15 protein-coding genes and 1 riboswitch are annotated in these 18061 nt (G+C 62.7%); of the genes, 5 read left to right on the forward strand and 10 right to left on the reverse strand.

All coding sequences use genetic code 11. The annotated features are described in order from the left end of the window. Nucleotides 1–87 precede the first annotated feature (87 nt). Complete coding sequence (locus PAF12_RS12805; RefSeq protein ID WP_271107355.1) at nucleotides 88–1581, reverse strand: nucleobase:cation symporter-2 family protein; 1494 nt, start codon at nucleotides 1579–1581, stop codon at nucleotides 88–90. Between the two features lie 116 nt (nucleotides 1582–1697). Beyond that, nucleotides 1698–2522: a bifunctional allantoicase/(S)-ureidoglycine aminohydrolase gene (locus PAF12_RS12810; RefSeq protein ID WP_271107356.1), complete on the reverse strand. Its 825-nt coding sequence runs from the start codon at nucleotides 2520–2522 to the stop codon at nucleotides 1698–1700. Between the two features lie 187 nt (nucleotides 2523–2709). Between PAF12_RS12810 and mog the strand changes: the two genes are divergently transcribed. Further along, the gene (gene mog, locus PAF12_RS12815; RefSeq protein WP_271107358.1) at nucleotides 2710–3243 is read left to right on the forward strand and encodes a molybdopterin adenylyltransferase; all 534 of its coding nucleotides are present in this window, start codon (nucleotides 2710–2712) and stop codon (nucleotides 3241–3243) included. Between the two features lie 33 nt (nucleotides 3244–3276). Here mog and PAF12_RS12820 read toward each other — a convergent pair whose 3' ends face one another. Next, nucleotides 3277–3849 carry a hypothetical protein gene (locus PAF12_RS12820; RefSeq protein WP_271107359.1) on the reverse strand — a complete coding sequence of 191 codons (573 nt, stop codon included), beginning with the start codon at nucleotides 3847–3849 and terminating at the stop codon, nucleotides 3277–3279. Between the two features lie 79 nt (nucleotides 3850–3928). Between PAF12_RS12820 and PAF12_RS12825 the strand changes: the two genes are divergently transcribed. Further along, complete coding sequence (locus PAF12_RS12825; RefSeq protein ID WP_271107360.1) at nucleotides 3929–4480, forward strand: PadR family transcriptional regulator; 552 nt, start codon at nucleotides 3929–3931, stop codon at nucleotides 4478–4480. 9 nt (nucleotides 4481–4489) lie between these two features. Here PAF12_RS12825 and PAF12_RS12830 read toward each other — a convergent pair whose 3' ends face one another. From PAF12_RS12830 to gcvT, 4 genes are all read right to left on the reverse strand, one after another. Continuing rightward, nucleotides 4490–4909, reverse strand: a complete 420-nt coding sequence (locus PAF12_RS12830) for a cell wall hydrolase (RefSeq protein ID WP_271109706.1) — start codon at nucleotides 4907–4909, stop codon at nucleotides 4490–4492. Nucleotides 4910–5342: 433 nt separating this feature from the next. Then, nucleotides 5343–8180: an aminomethyl-transferring glycine dehydrogenase gene (gene gcvP / locus PAF12_RS12835; RefSeq protein ID WP_271109707.1), complete on the reverse strand. Its 2838-nt coding sequence runs from the start codon at nucleotides 8178–8180 to the stop codon at nucleotides 5343–5345. An 82-nt stretch (nucleotides 8181–8262) separates the two neighbouring features. After that, nucleotides 8263–8622 carry a glycine cleavage system protein GcvH gene (gcvH, locus tag PAF12_RS12840; protein WP_271107361.1) on the reverse strand — a complete coding sequence of 120 codons (360 nt, stop codon included), beginning with the start codon at nucleotides 8620–8622 and terminating at the stop codon, nucleotides 8263–8265. A 13-nt stretch (nucleotides 8623–8635) separates the two neighbouring features. Then, complete coding sequence (gcvT, locus tag PAF12_RS12845) at nucleotides 8636–9757, reverse strand: glycine cleavage system aminomethyltransferase GcvT (protein ID WP_271107362.1); 1122 nt, start codon at nucleotides 9755–9757, stop codon at nucleotides 8636–8638. A gap of 113 nt (nucleotides 9758–9870) precedes the next feature. Then, a riboswitch (glycine riboswitch) is annotated at nucleotides 9871–9959 on the reverse strand. A 147-nt stretch (nucleotides 9960–10106) separates the two neighbouring features. Here gcvT and PAF12_RS12850 point away from each other — a divergent pair. The 3 genes from PAF12_RS12850 (at nucleotide 10107) to rlmH (ending at nucleotide 12654) form a co-directional block, all read left to right on the forward strand. Next, entirely contained in the window at nucleotides 10107–11447 is a 1341-nt protein-coding gene (locus PAF12_RS12850; protein WP_271107363.1) for a mechanosensitive ion channel family protein, read from the forward strand. 112 nt (nucleotides 11448–11559) lie between these two features. Next, nucleotides 11560–11943, forward strand: a complete 384-nt coding sequence (gene rsfS / locus PAF12_RS12855; RefSeq protein ID WP_271107364.1) for a ribosome silencing factor — start codon at nucleotides 11560–11562, stop codon at nucleotides 11941–11943. A gap of 243 nt (nucleotides 11944–12186) precedes the next feature. Beyond that, on the forward strand, nucleotides 12187–12654 hold the full coding sequence (gene rlmH, locus PAF12_RS12860; protein ID WP_271107365.1) for a 23S rRNA (pseudouridine(1915)-N(3))-methyltransferase RlmH: 468 nt from the start codon (nucleotides 12187–12189) through the stop codon (nucleotides 12652–12654). Here the strand turns inward: rlmH and PAF12_RS12865 are convergent. The 3 genes from PAF12_RS12865 to gltB all read right to left on the reverse strand — a co-directional run bounded on the left by PAF12_RS12865 (nucleotide 12642) and on the right by gltB (nucleotide 17993). After that, entirely contained in the window at nucleotides 12642–12971 is a 330-nt protein-coding gene (locus PAF12_RS12865) for an MliC family protein (RefSeq protein ID WP_271107366.1), read from the reverse strand. The genes rlmH and PAF12_RS12865 overlap by 13 nt on opposite strands. Nucleotides 12972–12998: 27 nt before the next feature. After that, nucleotides 12999–13322, reverse strand: a complete 324-nt coding sequence (locus PAF12_RS12870; RefSeq protein ID WP_271107367.1) for a hypothetical protein — start codon at nucleotides 13320–13322, stop codon at nucleotides 12999–13001. 126 nt (nucleotides 13323–13448) lie between these two features. Further along, on the reverse strand, nucleotides 13449–17993 hold the full coding sequence (gene gltB, locus PAF12_RS12875) for a glutamate synthase large subunit (protein ID WP_271107368.1): 4545 nt from the start codon (nucleotides 17991–17993) through the stop codon (nucleotides 13449–13451). Between the last annotated feature and the right edge of the window lie 68 nt (nucleotides 17994–18061).

The raw sequence follows: 18061 nt of genomic DNA on the forward strand, positions 1-18061 counted from the left end.
CCTGTTTTCAACATATCGCTGTGTCAGGGCAAGCCCTGTTAGCACAAACGCAGCGGCGCGACCTCCCTTCGCGCCGCCATATGCGGCTCAGTGCCCGCCGTCGGACTGCATCGCCGCCTCGCGCAGATCGTCATCCGAGACCGACTCGGCCCCGTTGAAGATCATGTTCAGGATCAGCGCCGTCAGCGATGCCAGCAGAATGCCGGAATCGATCAGCGGGTGAATCGCATGCGGGATGTGCATCTTGAAGTCAGGCGCGATCAGCGGGATCATCCCCATCCCAAGCGACACCGCCACGATAAAGGCGTTGGAGCGGTTATCCTTGAAATCCACCGCTGTAAGGATGCGGATACCCGTCGCGGCAACCATGCCGAACATGACCAGCCCGGCCCCGCCCAGCACAACCGTCGGCAGCGCCTCGACCAGCGCACCCATCTTCGGCACCAGCCCCAGAAAGATCATGATGACCCCACCCGCGACGCACACAAAGCGGGAGCGCACGCCGGTCACACCGACCAGCCCGACATTCTGGCTGAACGAAGTGTAGGGGAAGGTGTTGAACAACCCGCCGATAAACGTGCCCAGACCATCGGTGCGCAGACCTGCCGCAAGCTGGGCCTGCGTCGGTCGGCGGTTACACATCTCGCCCAGTGCAAGGAACATGCCCAGCGATTCGATCATCACCACGATCATCACCAGCGTCATGGTCAGGATCATGATCGGATCGAAAATCGGCATCCCGAAATGCAGGGGCGTAATCAGCGCGAACCAGTCCGCCGTCGCGACCCGGTCGAAATGCATCAACCCGATGGCGGCAGCGACGACTGCGCCGATGATAATACCGATCAGAACCGCGACATTGGCGAAAAAGCCGCGCGCATATTTCATCACCAGAATAATCGCGCCCAGCACGACTGCCGCGATCAGCATGTTCTGCGGGGCGGCATAGGCCGGGTTGTCCATCGTCGGCGCAAGCGCGAAGCCCTGCGGCAATTCCGGGACACCGTTCAGACCCTGCACCGTATTCACCCATGCCTGCGCATCCGGGTTCACCGTGCGCGGCGCGGTCGGCCCGACCGGCAGCCCGAATATCCAGTTGATCCCGATCCGCATCAGGCTGACCCCGATGACAAGGATGATCGACCCCGTCACGACCGGCGGGAAAAACCGGATCAGCCGCGACATCAGGGGCGCGATGAGCATCGAAATCACCCCGGCGGCCATGATCGCGCCGAACAGCATCCGCGCACCCTCGGTCCCCGGATTGGCCAGCGCGATCGACACCATCGGCCCAACAGAGGCAAAGGTAACGCCCATCATCACCGGCAGCTTGACGCCGAAAAGCGGCCCCATGCCATAGGACTGCACGATTGTGATCACACCGCAGACGAACAGGTCGGCGGAGATCAGGAACGCCACCTGCTCCGGCTCCAGCCCAAGCGCGCGGCCCACGATCAAGGGCACCGCAATGGCACCTGCATACATCACCAGCACATGCTGCAAACCAAGCGTGAACAGCTTCGCCGGTGGCAAAATCTGATCCACGTTATTTTCCGGTAAATCCGTTATATCTGAGGCCATTGCGGTCTCCCCCTCCCTGATAAACTTCATAACTCACGATCAGGCCACGGTGCTTTTTTCCGTTTTTCTTTGCCCGACCCGGACATGATGTCCGAAAATGAAAACTCGTTTCCGCGTCAGCGGCCCAGCGTCATATGCCGGTTGACATCCTTATAGAGCAGATAGCGGAACGGCCCCGGCCCGCCCGCATAGCAGGCCTGCGGGCAGAAGGCGCGCAGCCACATGAAATCGCCCGCCTCGACCTCCACCCAGTCCTGATTGAGCCGGTAGACCGCCTTGCCCTCCAGCACATAAAGACCGTGCTCCATCACATGCGTCTCGGCAAACGGGATCACCCCGCCCGGCTGGAAGGTCACGATGGTGACATGCATATCGTGGCGCAGGTCATTGGGATCGACGAACCGCGTCGTCGCCCATGCGCCATTCGTGTCCGGCATCGGCGTCGGCGCGATATCGCGCTCATTGGTGACGAAGGCGTCGGGCGCGTCCAGCCCCTCGACCGGCTGATAGGCCTTGCGGACCCAGTGAAACCGCGCCGGAACGCCACCGTCATTCATCAGCGCCCAGTCGCTGCCCGGCGGGATATAGGCGTAACCGCCCGGCCCCATCTCATGCTCATTGCCAGCAAGTGTCAGGGTAACCGTCCCCTCGACGACGAACAGAACCGCCTCCGCCGCCGGATCGCTCTCCGGACGTGAAGAACCGCCCCCCGGCGAAACCTCCGCGATATATTGCGAAAACGTCTCCGCGAAGCCGGACAGCGGCCGCGCAATCACCCAGAACCGCGACTTCTCCCAGAACGGCAGGAACGACGTCACAATATCGCTGAACGTCCCTTTCGGGATCACCGCATAAGCATCGGTGAACATCGCCCGGTCGGTCAGAAGCTGCGTCTGCGGCGGCAGCCCGCCGGTCGGTGCGTAATACTGTCTGTCCGTCATGCCGGTCCTCCATCGGTTCGGTCCATGAAACAGCGCAGCCCCGCAATTGCCAAGAATTATGGCGCACGGCCGAGCCTGAAGCATTCATAGGCAGATTTTGACAATCGCACCGCCCGGCCTATTTCTCCGCTTCCATTCAGGGCGTTATGCGCTCAGAATAACCGCGCATCATCAGAAAGGCCCCGCCATGTCCCGCCCTGCCCGCATCGCCATCCTCACCGTCTCCGACCGCGCCGCCATCGGCGAATATGAGGATAAGGGCAGCCCCGGCGCAGAGGCCTGGCTGCGCTCCACCATCACCTCCCCGATGGAGATCGCCCGCCATATCGTCCCCGACGGGCGCGAAACCGTCGCCACCAAACTCCGCGAGCTTTGCGATAACGGCGCCGATCTGATCCTCGTCACCGGCGGCACCGGCCCCGCCCCCCGCGACCTGACACCGGAGGCGGTCATGGACATCGCGGAACGCGAATATCCCGGCTTCGGAGAGGAAATGCGCCGCGCCTCCCTCCGCGAGGTGCCGACCGCCATCCTCTCGCGCCAGACCGCCGTCAGCCGGGGGCGGACGCTGATCATCACCATCCCCGGCAAACCCTCGGCCATCGCCACCTGCCTGAACGCGGTCTTTGCCGCCGTGCCCTACTGCCTCGACCTCATGGGTGCCGCCCGGATCGAGACCGACCCGGCCAAGATCGCAGCCTTCCGGCCCAAAGGAAAATGACCCGCCCGACGCTGCACCGGACGGGACAACACCTCAGGCGATTTCCGGCTGTGCCGCGACAACGCCGCCGCGCAGCATCGTCACACCCCAGATCAGCAACCCGGCCCCGACCGCCACGGCCCCTGCATCCTGCATGAAAGCGGGCATCAGCGGCGGCAACGACAGCGGGATCGCACCAAGCGCATAAATGATCGCCCCCTGCCGGACCCGGCCACCTGTGGGCCACGCCACGACAGCCAGCACCAGTGCTGACAGCAGGAACGTCACACCGATCACCGCCAGATGCGGGCCGATCACCGTGACCACGCCGCCCACCTCATCCATCATCAGGGACGGGAACAGGAAATTCATCAGGAAGGTCACCACCACCAACCCGGCCAGCCCCAGAACGGTCAGCACAAAGCCCAGCACCGCCAGCGCCTCATGATCCCGGCGCAGGGTCAGCCAGAACCCCGGAAACCCGATCAGACCCAGCACCGGCACAAAACCCCCGATCCCCGGATTGCGCCCCGCGGCGACAAGGTCGACCAGCGTATCCGCGATATAAGCTGCACCCGCCAGACAAAGCGCCACAGCGGAAACCCTTAGAAACAGTCTCGAAATCATGATACTCACCCATATTGGAAACCCGTCGAATCCAATATAGGACTACGCATATATGATTCGTCTACTATAAACCGGTCTCATGTCGCTGAATTTTGCCATTCTCGGGCTGCTCACCTTCCAGCCAATGTCGGGCTACACGCTCAAAACCCGCTATTTCGACAAATCCATCGCGCATTTCTGGCCCGCCGATCAGGCCCAGATCTACCGCACGCTCGGCAGACTGGACAGCGACGGGCTGGTCAGCGGCGAAACCATCGCCAGCGACAGCCGCCCCAATCAGCGCGTCTTCTCCATCACCGATCAGGGCCGCGCGGCGCTGACCGGCTGGCTCGGCACCGACCAGCCGCCCGCGATTGCCAAGGACCCGTTCCTCGTCCAGCTCTATTTCGGTCGCCTGCTCAGCCGCGACCAGATGCTGCGCGTCCTGCACGCCCGCCGCGCCGAACACGAAAAACTCCGCCAATATTTCGACGAGCTCCATCTCCCCGAGGCCAGCAGCGCAGAGATGCGCCGCCAGATCATCTTCGGCGGCATGACCCTCGATTTCGCCCGCAGGCGCGAACGCATGATGACCGAATGGCTGGACGCCTGCATCGCCACCGTCTCGGCCCTGCCAGCGGCGGGCGACTAGCCCCGCCCCTCAGTCAATCGGTGCGGGCGGATAGGGCTGCGTGACCAGATGGCTCTTGCGCTTCTCGTAGAAGGTGTTGCCGCCGGCGGTCAGCACATAATGCATATTGTTGTAGGGGAAACGGTATCCGTAGGTGTGGAAGAACCGTGCCTTCTCAACCCCCCGCTGCCGCTCACCGCGCAGAACGGCAATCGCCGCTTCCCGCACATCCGGCAGGGCTTTGGAGTTCATGGGACGCGTCATCACCCCCGGCGCGAATTGCCCCTTCTGCGACACCACCCCGCAGACGGTATTCGGAAAATCGTCCGAGGCGACGCGGTTCATCACCACATTGCCGACCGCGATCATGCCCGCGCGGCTGGACCTGTTCGCCTCGAAAAAGATCACCCGTTCCATGCAGTTCAGATCGTTCTTGGACCCCCGGCGCATGGGCGAGGAATCCCCGCCGCATCCTGCCAGAACAAACGCTGCGATAAGACCGGCCACGGAAAACCGGGCCTTTGCTGTGTTGATTTTCATCTGCCTGTTTTTTTCACTGTTGCCTCACCCACCACTGTGCCAGCCAAATCGGGCAAGACAATAAAAAATGGCTGTGGCACCGTGCCGGGCCGGTCACGTTTGCGGCAAAAATCCTAACCAGTCGGACATATTTCAGTTTCCGTAGGGGCGACGCGGTTTTGGGCAGGCCAGACCGGACTTGTCATCTGCCGGTGTACAGGCTGTGTACGTTCTGTGTACGCCCGGTGTACGCGCTGTGCAGCGGGTTTTCCGGGCTTTTCAGCATAAGCCGCGCCACATCAGGCGGGGGCAGATTTGTAAAAACCGCCCTCCGCTTCGTGCCGGATCGCCGCTGCGGGCCGCGTTATTCAGCCGCCTCGGCATAGTCCTCCAGCGGCGGGCAGGTGCAGATCAGATTGCGGTCGCCGTGGACGTTATCCACCCGCCCGACCGGCGGCCAGTATTTGTCCACCCGGAACGCCCCCGCCGGAAAACAGCCCTGCTCGCGGCTATAGGGCCGGTCCCATTCCGCCACCAGATCCTCAACCGTATGCGGCGCATGACGCAGCGGGCTGGCCTCGACGTCGATATCACCATCGGCAACCGACTGGATCTCGTCACGGATGGCCAGCATCGCGGCGATGAAACGGTCGATCTCCGCCTTGGTTTCGGATTCCGTCGGCTCCACCATCAGCGTGCCCGAAACGGGCCAGCTCATTGTCGGCGCATGGAAGCCGTTATCGATCAGACGCTTGGCGATGTCGTCCACGGTCACGCCATGCTCTGCAAAGTGTCGGGTGTCGATGATGCATTCATGCGCGACACGGCCCCGGTTGCCCATGAACAGGATCGGATAGGCCCCGGCCAGCTTGGCTGCGATATAGTTGGCGTTCAGGATCGCCGCCCGCGTAGCCTGCGTCAGCCCCGCCCCGCCCATCATCAGGATATAGGCCCATGAGATCAGCAGTATCGAGGCCGAACCATATTGCGCCGCACTCACCGCGCCCTCGCCGCTGCGCGGATCGCCCGGCAGATGCGGCGCCAGATGCGCCTTCACGCCAATCGGCCCCATGCCGGGACCGCCGCCGCCATGCGGAATGGCAAAGGTCTTGTGCAGGTTCAGGTGGCTGACATCGCCCCCGATCTCTCCCGGCTTCACCAGCCCGACCAGCGCGTTCATATTAGCGCCGTCTATATAGACCTGCCCGCCACGATCATGGGTGATCTTGCAAACCTCACGCACGGTGTCCTCGAAAACCCCATGCGTCGACGGATAGGTAATCATCACCGCCGCCAGCCTGTCACCCGCAGCCCTGGCCTTGTCAGCAAAGTCCTCAAGATCAATGTCACCATTCGGCGCGGATTTTACCACCACGACCTTCATGCCGCACATCTGGGCCGAGGCCGGGTTGGTCCCATGCGCGCTTGACGGCACGAGGCACACATCGCGCTGATCGTCGCCATTCGCCCGGTGATAGGCCTGAATCGTCAGCAGACCCGCATATTCCCCCTGCGCACCACTGTTGGGTTGCATCGAAAACGCATCATAGCCAGTGATCGTGCACAGCTTCTGCGTCAGATCCTCCAGCATCTCGGCATAGCCCGCCGCCTGATCCGCCGGTGCAAACGGGTGCAGCGCCCCGAATTCCGGCCATGTGATCGGCATCATCTCCGCCGCCGCGTTCAGCTTCATCGTGCAGGAGCCGAGCGGGATCATCGCCCGGTCCAGCGCCAGATCTCGGTCCGAGAGACGCCGCATATAGCGCATCATCTCCGACTCGGCCCGGTTCATGTGGAACACCGGATGCGTCAGATAATCGCTCTCGCGCAGCAGCGCCTCGGGGATGGCGGGCGCAACCGCTGGCGTGGCCGGGTCTGTGATCCCGAACGCATCCAGCAGCCGCGCGATGACGCTGGCATCCGTGGTCTCATCGACCGAAATGCCGACGCGATCCCGCCCGATCTTGCGCAGGTTGATCCCGTGGTTCCGTGCCGCGGCCAGAATACCCAACTGGCCCACACCGACCCGCACGGTGATCGTGTCGAAAAACGCCTCCGGCTCGACCTCGGCCCCGGCAGCACGCAGCGCATCGGCCACCGTCACCGCGTTCAGATGCACCCGCTGCGCAATCGCCCGCAGGCCGACCGGCCCGTGGAACACGGCATAGAACGAGGCCATCACCGCCAGCAGAGCCTGCGCCGTGCAGACATTGCTGGTCGCCTTCTCGCGCCTTATATGCTGTTCCCGCGTCTGCAAGGCCAGCCGATACGCCTTGTTCCCCTTGGCGTCGATGGAAACACCGACGATCCGCCCCGGCATGGCCCGCTTGAACTCATCCCGGCAGGACATGAAGGCCGCATGTGGACCGCCATACCCCATCGGAACCCCGAACCGCTGGGACGAGCCCACGCAGATATCCGCGCCCATACCCCCCGGTTCACGCAGCAGACACAGCGCCAGCAGATCGGTTGCCACGACCGCCACGGCCTTGGCCGCATGCAACGCCTCGCACTCCGCCGTAAGGTCGCGGATATGGCCGAAAGTGCCGGGATACTGGAAGATCGCGCCGAACACGGCCTCCGGCTCCAGATCCTCGGGCTTGCCGACAATCAGCTCAATCCCAAGCGGCTGCGCCCGCGTCTCGATCACGGCGATCGTCTGCGGGTGCAAATTCTCGCTGACGAAAAACCCCTTGGCCTTCGACTTCGCCACACGCTGTGCCATCGCCATCGCCTCAGCCGCCGCCGTCGCCTCATCCAGAAGCGAGGCGTTCGCCACCGGCAACCCGGTCAGGTCGCTGACCATCGTCTGATAATTCAAGAGGGCCTCAAGCCGACCCTGCGCAATCTCCGGCTGATAGGGTGTATACGCCGTGTACCAGGCCGGATTCTCAAGAATATTCCGCTGGATCGCGGGCGGCGTGACAGTGCCGTAATAGCCCTGCCCGATCAGGCTGGTCATGACCTCGTTCTTGGCCGCGACCGCACGCATCTTGTCCAGCAAAGCCGCCTCCGACAGCGGCGCCCAGCCCAAAGCCTCGCCCTGCCGGATCGAGCCGGGCACGGTCTGTTCGATCAACGCATCAAGGCTGTCGGCCCCGACAGCGGCCAGCATCTCCTCCATCTCGGCGGGAGACGGCCCGATATGGCGGCGGTTGGCGAAATCGTCGGGATTATACTCGGTCGGGTTCCAGCGGGTCATCTGTCCATCCATGCCAGAATGCGCATTTCATCCTGGCTCAAATATCCTCGGGGCCCGGGGGCAGACAGCCCCCGGCGTGGCCTCAGCCAATCAGCTCTTTATAGGCCGCCTCGTCCATGAAGCCGTCAATCGCCTCGCCCTCGGCGGGCTTGATGCGAAAGAACCACGCCGCCATCGCGTCGTCATTCACCGCACCGGGATTGTCGGCCAGATCGTCATTCACAGCCACGATCTCGCCCGAGATCGGCGCGACGATGTCCGACGCCGCCTTGACCGATTCGATCACCACGATCTCCTCGCCCTTCTCGACCTCGCGGCCGACCTCGGGCAGTTCGACAAACACGACATCGCCAAGCTGTTCGCTGGCATGCGCGGTAATGCCGACGGTGACCTCGTCGCCGTCCTGCTTCAGCCATTCGTGATCTTCGGTGTATTTCAGCATTGGGTCGCGCTCCTCAGCGTTTGTAATCGGGTTTGATGAAGGGCAGGTCAGTCACGGTGACCGGCAGCCGCTTGCCTCGCAATTCAGCATAGACCGTATCGCCGCCAGAAAGAGAAGCTGGCAGAATCGCCATCGCGACCGGCCCGCCGACCGAGGGGCCGAAGCCGCCCGAACAGACCGTGCCGATCTGCGCGCCACCTGTCGGCTCGTCGAAAATCGCCACGCCTTCGCGGATCGGCGCGCGACCCTCCGGGCGCAGGCCAATGCGCTTGGTCGCGGCACCCGCCGCCAGTTCGGGCAGGATCACATCCGCGCCGGGAAAACCGCCTTCGCGCGCGCCGCCTGCCCGCCGAATTTTCGGGATCGACCAGCCAAGCGCCGCAGCACCCGGCGTGACGGTTGCATCCATGTCGTGACCGTAAAGCGGCATCCCCGCCTCCAGCCGCAGCGAATCCCGCGCGCCAAGCCCGATTGGCGCAACCGCCTCATCCGCGAGCAGCGCCTCGGCAAATGCCCCGGCCAGGTCGGCGGGCAGGGAAATCTCGAACCCGTCCTCGCCGGTATAGCCGGAGCGCGAGAGCCATATCTCCGCCCCGTCCCAGTCCAACACGGCGACATCCATGAATTTCATCTCCGCAGCAGCCGGGATCAGCCCGGAGAGCACGCGCACCGCCTCCGGCCCCTGAAGCGCCAGCAGCGCGCGGTCGGTGATCGGCTCGACGCTGACGCCGTCGAGCTTTTGCAGCAGCGCAATATCCTGATCGGCGCAGGCGGCATTCACCACAAGGAACAGGTGGTCGCCCCGGTTCGCGATCATCAGATCGTCCAGAATCCCGCCCTGATCGTTGGTGAAGATTCCGTAGCGCTGCCGCCCCTCACCCAACCCGACGATATTGGCGGGGACAGCGGTTTCCAGCACTGCCGCCGCATCGGTCGCCTGACCGGAGGGCGCGCGCAGGATCACCTGACCCATATGGCTGACATCGAACAGCCCGGCCTTCTCGCGAGTATGCAGATGCTCGCCCATGACCCCCATCGGATACTGCACCGGCATTTCCCAGCCAGCAAAAGGCATCATCTTAGCGCCCAGAGAAATATGCAGATCGTAAAGCGGCGTTCGTTTCAGTTCGCTCAAGGCATCCTCCTTGCACCGGTTCGGCGCGGTTGGCTGCCCCCTCTGTCCCTGCCGGTTCCGGCGCCTGAGATCGTTATCCTTCGGCGGGCCCTCACGGACCTCTCTTCAGAGTTTATGCGGAAACGGTCCCTTTGCCTGAGAGATTACCGGGGCGGTTGCTCCTTCGGCCCTGACCTGCGTCAGCGTCTCCCGTTTTCCGCATTTACGCCTAGCGGCGGCAGAGACGGCAGGCAAGCAGAATCTGGGCCGCGGGTTAATCATGGAGAAGTGAGTGACCGGGCCGGCAAAACCGCGATCTGGCCTCGCGAAAGGCTTGCAGCGGCCACGCGCCGATTGTCTAATCGAGCTTATGGAGAATATCGCACCACCAGACGCGATCATTGACGCCGCAGGGGGGTTCTGGGACCAGCTGGACCTGTTCGGGCGCAACCTGCTTATGCCGCACCGGCTGAATCAGGTCGGCGCGGTGCTGGTCATCATGCTGATCGCGCATCTTCTGGCACGCTTCCTGTCGCCACGGCTGCGCGACTGGCTGCGCGCGCGCGAAGGCTGGCCGAAATACCGGCTGCGGGTCGGGCTGATGATCGACCGGCGGTTGCGGCTGATCCTGTTTGCCCTCATCTCCTGGGCCGTCGTGCTGGTCATGCAGCAGATCACCTGGCCGTCGCTGAGCAATGTCATCAAGCTGGCTGCCTCCATCGCGACGGCGGTCCTTGCCATCGCCTTCCTGTCACGGCTGATCGGTAACTCGCTGGCGCGGCGCATCGCGAAATGGGCGGCGTGGATCTGGGCGGTGCTGTATCTGCTGGACCTGACGCCCGCTGCGGCAGAGCTGCTGGACAGTATCGCCATCGGCATCGGCACGTTCCGTCTGTCGCTTCTGACGATGATTCAGGCCCTCGCCGTCATGACCGCACTGCTGGCCGGGGCACGGCTGCTGTCGCGGGGGTTGTCGCAGCGTCTGTCGGAATCGGCGGATCTGTCGCCGACGATGCGGGTGCTGACGGCGAAAATCCTCCAGATCGGATTGTTCACCCTGGCGATCATCGTCGGGCTGAAGGCCATCGGCGTGGACCTGACGGGGCTTGCTGTCTTCTCCGGCGCGGTTGGTGTCGGGCTCGGCTTCGGGTTGCAGAAGGTGGTCTCTAATCTTGTCTCCGGTGTCATCATCCTGCTCGACAAGTCGATCAAGCCCGGCGATGTCATCAGCCTGGGCGAGACCTTCGGCTGGATCGACGCGCTCGGCGCGCGCTATGTTTCGGTCGTAACGCGCGACGGCAAGGAATATCTGATCCCGAACGAAGATCTCGTCACCAATCAGGTTGTAAACTGGTCACACACAAACAACTTCGTCCGCCTCGATGTCCATTTCGGCACCGCATATGAGGACGACCCCCACAAGGTCAGCAAGGTCGCGATCAACGCCGCCATGTCGGTCAAGCGGGTGCTCGCACAGCGCACCCCGGTCTGCTGGATCACGGGTTTCGGTGACAGTTCAGTCAATTACGTCCTCCGCTTCTGGATCTCGGACGCGCAAGGCGGGCTGACCAATGTTCGCGGTCAGGTTTTCCTGGCCCTCTGGGACGCATTCAAGGAAAACGATATCTCCATCCCCTTCCCACAACGTGAGGTTCGCATGCTCGGCGATCAGGACGGCATGACCCCGCCGAAATTCATCTCCGGTGATTGAGAAAAAATCTGTCGGTGTTATATTACAATTATCCCGGCGCCGGGGAGATCAGGCGCGATGACCGGAGGATGTACCCCTGTCCACTCACGTCCAATCGGCAGAACAGCCGAATGTGACCGCCGCGCCGCGCGATCTCAGCAGCGACGAGATCTTGCAGCGTATTCTCACTTCTCTTGACGATGACAAGGCCGAGGATGTCGTGACAATCGATCTTCGCGGCCGGTCGGCCATGGCCGATCACATGGTTATCGCGTCGGGCCGCAACGCCCGTCAGGTCGCCACAATTGCGGAAAAACTGGCTCAGCGCGTCAAGGACGCCACCGGTCGCTCCGCCCGGATCGAGGGCAAGGATGCCGGCGACTGGGTGTTGATCGACACGGATGATGTCGTGGTCCATGTCTTCCGCCCCGAAGTTCGCGACTTCTATCAACTGGAAAAAATGTGGATGCCCGCAGATCAGCTCAAAGCGCTGCGTGGCGAGGTACCAACGAACTAGTTCTTGAGTTTGGTCATGTCGCGCTATTAGCGGATGTGGCCAATTTGCCGCCAGGCGGCAAGAAGCACAGAGGGCAGCGTTTGCTTTGGCAACAAGGTAGCGCGACTGCACATTAGCCTGCGACCGGACGCACCCCCGCGTCGCAGGTGCCCACCCTTCCCCAGGGTTGGGCCATCGCCGCGAAGTCGTACTGACGTCTCTCTCTGTGCTTCACTTCCGACCGGGGCTTTGCGACAAGGGCCCATGCGCATCACCCTTCTCGCCGTCGGACGGCTCAGAAAATCGCCCGAACTCGCTCTGATCGACGATTATCTCGACCGTTTCGCGAAAACCGGGCGCCAGCTTGGCCTGCCACCGGTTCAGATCACCGAGATCGACGACCGCCGTGCCTCGGGCATGGCCGCCGAGGCGCCGCTGATCGAACGCGCGATCCCGCAAGGGGCCTATGTCATCATGATGGATGAGCGCGGCGAACAGCCCGCCTCTCCCGACTTCGCGGCGCGGATCGGAGAACTGCGCGATCAGGGGCGCGACATCTGCCTGATTATCGGCGGGGCGGACGGGCTGGATCCCGGCTTGCGCGCCCGCGCCGACTGGCAGATCAGCTTCGGACGCATGGTCTGGCCGCATATGCTGGTCCGCGTCATGCTGGCCGAACAGCTATACCGCGCGGCCTCCATCCTTGCCGGGCAGCCCTATCACCGGGTCTGAGCCGCCTCGACACAGTCACGGTAGAGCGGGATATCCGCATCGCCCTTCAGCGTCAGCATCGCCTCCGGCCCCTTCGTCCACAGCTCCAGCCGGTCATCCGCCGACAGATACCGTGCGCCGGAGCCGGACATGGCGATTTTCATCGGAACGATATGCCCGGCTTCCTGCACCACGGCAAAGCTCTCTTCCCCGGCATTGATATAGGCAACCGACAGCGCGCGATTGTCAGCGCAGTCATAGTCGACCGCAGCCATATTGGATTGCGCCATCGCCATCGCCGGAAACATCGCGGCTACACCGCATAACCAGAATCGCATCACTAACCCCTCCCAAAGCCTCACTCTTTACTGTTCCGGTGTCAGATCCGCCTGCCAGATCATGTATTTCAGGCTGAACGCCCCGGCATCCGGGTGCGGCAGCATCTTCAGGCAGATCGGCTTGTCACCCGGTTCATCGACCAGGCAAAGCAGCCCGTCCCGGTTGAACCATGTCCCCTTCTGCTCAAGCTCCGGTTCGCGCGACCGCTGCGCAATGACCCGGCCATCGTCCAGAAACGCCACGCGCCCGCTCAGCATGCCCGGAACCACGACCTTGTAGAACCGATTGGGCACCATCTCCGCCGCAACCGCATTGCCCGCAACCGGGGCCAACAACAAACCAACCGCCATTGATAAAAGCCATTCACGCTTCATCACGCCGCTCCCGTCGTTTCGCAGCCTCTCATATCACGCCGGGATATGACAGAATATGAAAACGGGGGCTACCAGACCCCCGTTAAATTGATGGTGATTGACCTATTCTGCCGGCACCGCCGCCAGATCGCCCGATTCGGCAATCGGATGCTCAAGGATCGCCAGCATTTCCTTCGGACAGACCTGCAGGAAATTCGCCTTCTCGATATCCCAGTTATCCAGAATTTCGCGCGCTTTGACGGAGTTGGTTTCCTCCGCATGACGCTCGATCAGGGTTTTCAACTGGTTCTCCCAATGGGCGACCGTGACCGGGCAGGTCACCAGCGATTCCATGTTCATGTAGTTCGGCGCGACACCCTCCGGGTCATAAAGATAGGCCATGCCGCCGGTCATGCCCGCACCGAAATTGGCCCCGATCCGGCCAAGGATCACCGCGACACCGCCGGTCATGTATTCGCAACCATTGGTCCCGCAGCCCTCGATCACGACCGAGGCACCGGAGTTCCTGACCGCGAAACGCTCACCAGCGCGGCCTGCGGCGAACAGATACCCGTTGGTCGCGCCATACAGCACCGTATTGCCGATGATGACGTTATCCCCCGCAACCAGTGGTGAGGCCATCGGCGGGCGCACCACAATCGTGCCGCCCGACAGGCCCTTGCCGACATAATCATTGGCATCGCCTGACACCTCGATCTTAAGCCCCGGTGCAGCATAAGCGCCAAGCGACTGGCCCGCGCTGCCGGTCAGGCGCACGGTCAGGTGATCCGGCTGCAAATCGTTGCGCATCCCGAAGGTCTGCACAATCATGCTCGACGTCCGCGTGCCGATCGTGCGCAGCGTGTTGCGCACCGCGTAATGCAGCTGCATCTTCTCGCCCGCACTGAAGAACCGCTCCGCATCGCGGATGATTTCCGCATCCAGCGTGTCCATGACGGCATTGCGCGGCTTGGTGCGATCATAGACGATCTTGTCCGCGCCATCGACGGTAATCAGCAGCGGATTCAGGTCCAGATCGTCCAGATTGGCGGCCCCGCGGCTGACCTGCGTCAGCAGATCCGCCCGCCCGATCACCTCGTCAAGAGAGCGCGCCCCGATGGAGGCCAGAACCTCCCGCACCTCGGTCGCATAGAAGGTGATCAGGTTCACCACCTTGTCCGCCGAGCCATTGAACATCGCCCGCAGCTTTTCATCCTGCGTGCAGACCCCGACCGGGCAGGTATTGGACTGGCACTGGCGCACCATGATACAGCCCATTGCAATCAGGGCAGCCGTGCCGATGCCGTATTCCTCGGCCCCCATCATCGCCGCCATGACGATGTCGCGCCCCGTTCGCAGCCCGCCATCGGTCCGCAAGGTCACCCGCTCGCGCAGGTTGTTCATCGCCAGAACCTGATGCGCCTCGGTCAGGCCCATCTCCCACGGCAGACCGGCAAACTTGATGCTGGTCGCGGGCGACGCGCCGGTCCCGCCATTATGGCCGGAGATCAGGATGACATCGGCCTTCGCCTTCGCCACACCCGCCGCAATCGTACCCACGCCGCTTGAGGCCACCAGCTTCACGGTGATCTTCGCACGCGGGTTGATCTGTTTCAGGTCATAGATAAGCTGCGCCAGATCCTCGATACTGTAGATATCGTGATGCGGCGGCGGCGAGATCAGCGTGACACCCGGCGTCGAATGCCGCAGCCGCGCGATCAGCTTGGTCACCTTCATACCCGGCAATTGCCCGCCCTCGCCGGGCTTCGCACCTTGCGCAACCTTGATCTCAAGTTCCTCGCAAGAGTTCAGATATTCCGCCGTCACCCCGAACCGGCCCGACGCAACCTGCTTGATCTTCGCACACGGGTTGTCGCCATTCGGCAGCGGATGGCTATGCGCCGGGTCCTCGCCGCCCTCGCCGCTGTCGGACTTCGCCCCGATCCGGTTCATGGCAATGTTCAGCGTCATATGCGCCTCGGGGCTGAGCGCGCCCAGCGACATCCCCGGCGTCACGAAACGCTTGCGGATGGAGGTGATCGACTCCACCTCCTCAATCGGAACCGGCCGGCCAATCGGCTTGATGTCCAGCAAATCGCGGATATGGATCGGCGGATTTGCCCGCATGGTCTTGGAATACTGCTTCCAGACGTCATAGCTCGCCTTCTCGCAGGCAAGCTGCAACAGCCGCATGGTGTTGGCCTCCCAGGCGTGCTTCTCACCCGAACGCCGCAGCTTGTAGAACCCGCCAACCGGCAACAGATCGGCATCGCCCGCAAAGCCACGCGCGTGGATTTCCTCGATCTTGTTCTGAATACCATGCAGCCCGATCCCCGAAATCCGGCTGTGCATGCCCGGAAAATACTCGTTGACCAGCGCACGGGACAGACCGACCGCCTCGAAATTCAGCCCACCACGATAGGACGACAGAACCGAAATCCCCATCTTCGCCATGATCTTCAGCAGGCCCGCATCCACGGCATCGCGATACCGGCGCATATTCTCGATCAGGCTGCCTTCCAGCAGCCCCCGGTCTATCCGGTCAGCGACGCTGTCCTGCGCCAGATACGGGTTCACCGTCGTCGCACCGCAACCGATCAGCACGGCAAAATAATGCGGATCGACGCATTCCGCCGAACGTACATTCAGCGAACAGAAGGTCCGCAGCCCCTTGCGTGTCAGCCAGCTATGCACCGCACTGGTCGCAAGGATCATCGGCATCCCGACGCGATCCGCCCCGATCTGCTCGTCACTCAGCACCAGATGACCCGCGCCGGAGCGGACAGCATCCTCCGCCTCGACCCGGATCCGCGCCAGCGCCTCGCCCAGGGCCTCCGCCCCCGCCCCGTTCGGGAAGGTGCAGTCGATCCGCGTCACCGAACTGCCGAACAGTTTCATCATCTCCGCGAATTCGCCATTGGCGACGAAGGGCGTTTCCAGCAGCAGTATCTCGGTCTGGCTGGAGCTTTCATCCAGCACGTTCTTGAGGTTCCCGAACCGGGTCTTGAGGCTCATCACCCGCTGTTCGCGCAAGCTGTCAATCGGCGGGTTGGTCACCTGGCTGAAATTCTGCCGGAAGAAATGGCTCAGCGGGCGGTATTGCTTCGACAGCACCGCGGGCGGGGTGTCGTCGCCCATGCTGGCAATCGCTTCCTTGCCGTCCTCCGCCATCGGGGACAGCACGTTTTCAAGCTCCTCGATCGTGTAGCCCGCAGCGGTCTGGCGCCTGCGCAACTCCTCGCCCTTGAAGACAAGCTCTTCGGGCAGATCGCGCATCTCCTCGGAAAGCTGAACGACCTTCTCGATCCACTCGCCAAAGGGCTGCGATGCCGCCAGCCGGTCCTTGATCTCCGAATCGTGGTAGAGCCTGCCATCCTCCATATCGACACAGATCATCTGACCGGGGCCAAGCGCGCCCTTCTCCAGCACGCTCGCCTCATCCGTCGGAACCATCCCCACCTCGGAGCCAGCAATCAGCAGATTATCCCCGGTCACGACATAGCGCATCGGCCGCAAACCATTGCGGTCCAGCCCGCCGCAAACCCAGCGGCCATCGGTCATCGCCAGCGCCGCCGGCCCGTCCCACGGCTCCATGATCGCATTGCAATAGGCATACATATCCGCCCAGGCCTTCGGCATGTCGGTGACCGCCTTGGACCAGCTTTCCGGCACAAGGATGGTCTTGGTCATCGGGGCGGAGCGGCCCGAACGAACCATCACCTCGAACACCGCATCAAGCGCCGCCGAATCCGAAGACCCGCCCGGCACAATCGGCTTGATGTCCCCGGCCATGTCACCGAAGGCGCTCGACGCCATGCGGATCTCATGGCTGCGCATCCAGTTCATATTGCCCTTCAGCGTGTTGATCTCGCCATTATGGGCCAGCATGCGGAAGGGCTGGGCCAGCCACCATTGCGGGAAGGTGTTGGTCGAATAGCGCTGGTGATAGATCGCAAATGCGCTTTCAAAACGCGGGTCTTTCAGATCGGGATAGAACTCCGCCACCTGTTCGGCCAGCATCATGCCCTTGTAGATCACACTGCGGCAGGACAGCGAACAGAAGTAAAGCTGCGTGATCTGCGCCGCCGCCGCCGCCTTCTCGATCCGGCGGCGGATGATATAAAGCTCACGCTCGAACTCGACAGCGCTCAGCCCCTTTTCGTTGCGGATCAGGATCTGCTCGATCTCCGGGCGCGTCGCATTGGCCTTTTCACCCAGGACAGAAATATCCACCGGAACATGACGCCAGCCATAAATATAATGGCCCATGCGGATCACTTCGGTCTCAACAATCGTCCGGCAGCGTTCCTGCGCGCCGAAATCGGTGCGCGGCAGGAAGACCTGACCGACGGCGATCAGCTTGTCGGCATCCGGCTCATGCCCGGTGCGGCGGATCTGGTCATAGAAGAACGGCACTGGGATCTGCACATGAATACCCGCCCCGTCGCCGGTCTTGCCATCCGCGTCGACCGCGCCGCGATGCCAGATCGCCTTCAGCGCGTCGATCCCGCTCTGCACCACCTGCCGCGAAGGCGTCCCGTCAATGCTGACCACAAGCCCCACCCCGCAGGAGGAATGTTCGTCATCCTCGCGGTAAAGACCGTTCTCCGCCATCCAGTTGCGGCGGGCTTCTTCATTGGCTTGCCAGTTTTGCGCGAGTTCAGTCATTGGACAACCTCCTGACCAGAGACATTATTGGCGGCAGGCCGAAAGACCGTCCGCAGAATAGGTTGAGT

Origin of the sequence: Paracoccus sp. SCSIO 75233, from assembly GCF_027912675.1 — a bacterium.
Lineage (GTDB): Bacteria > Pseudomonadota > Alphaproteobacteria > Rhodobacterales > Rhodobacteraceae > Paracoccus.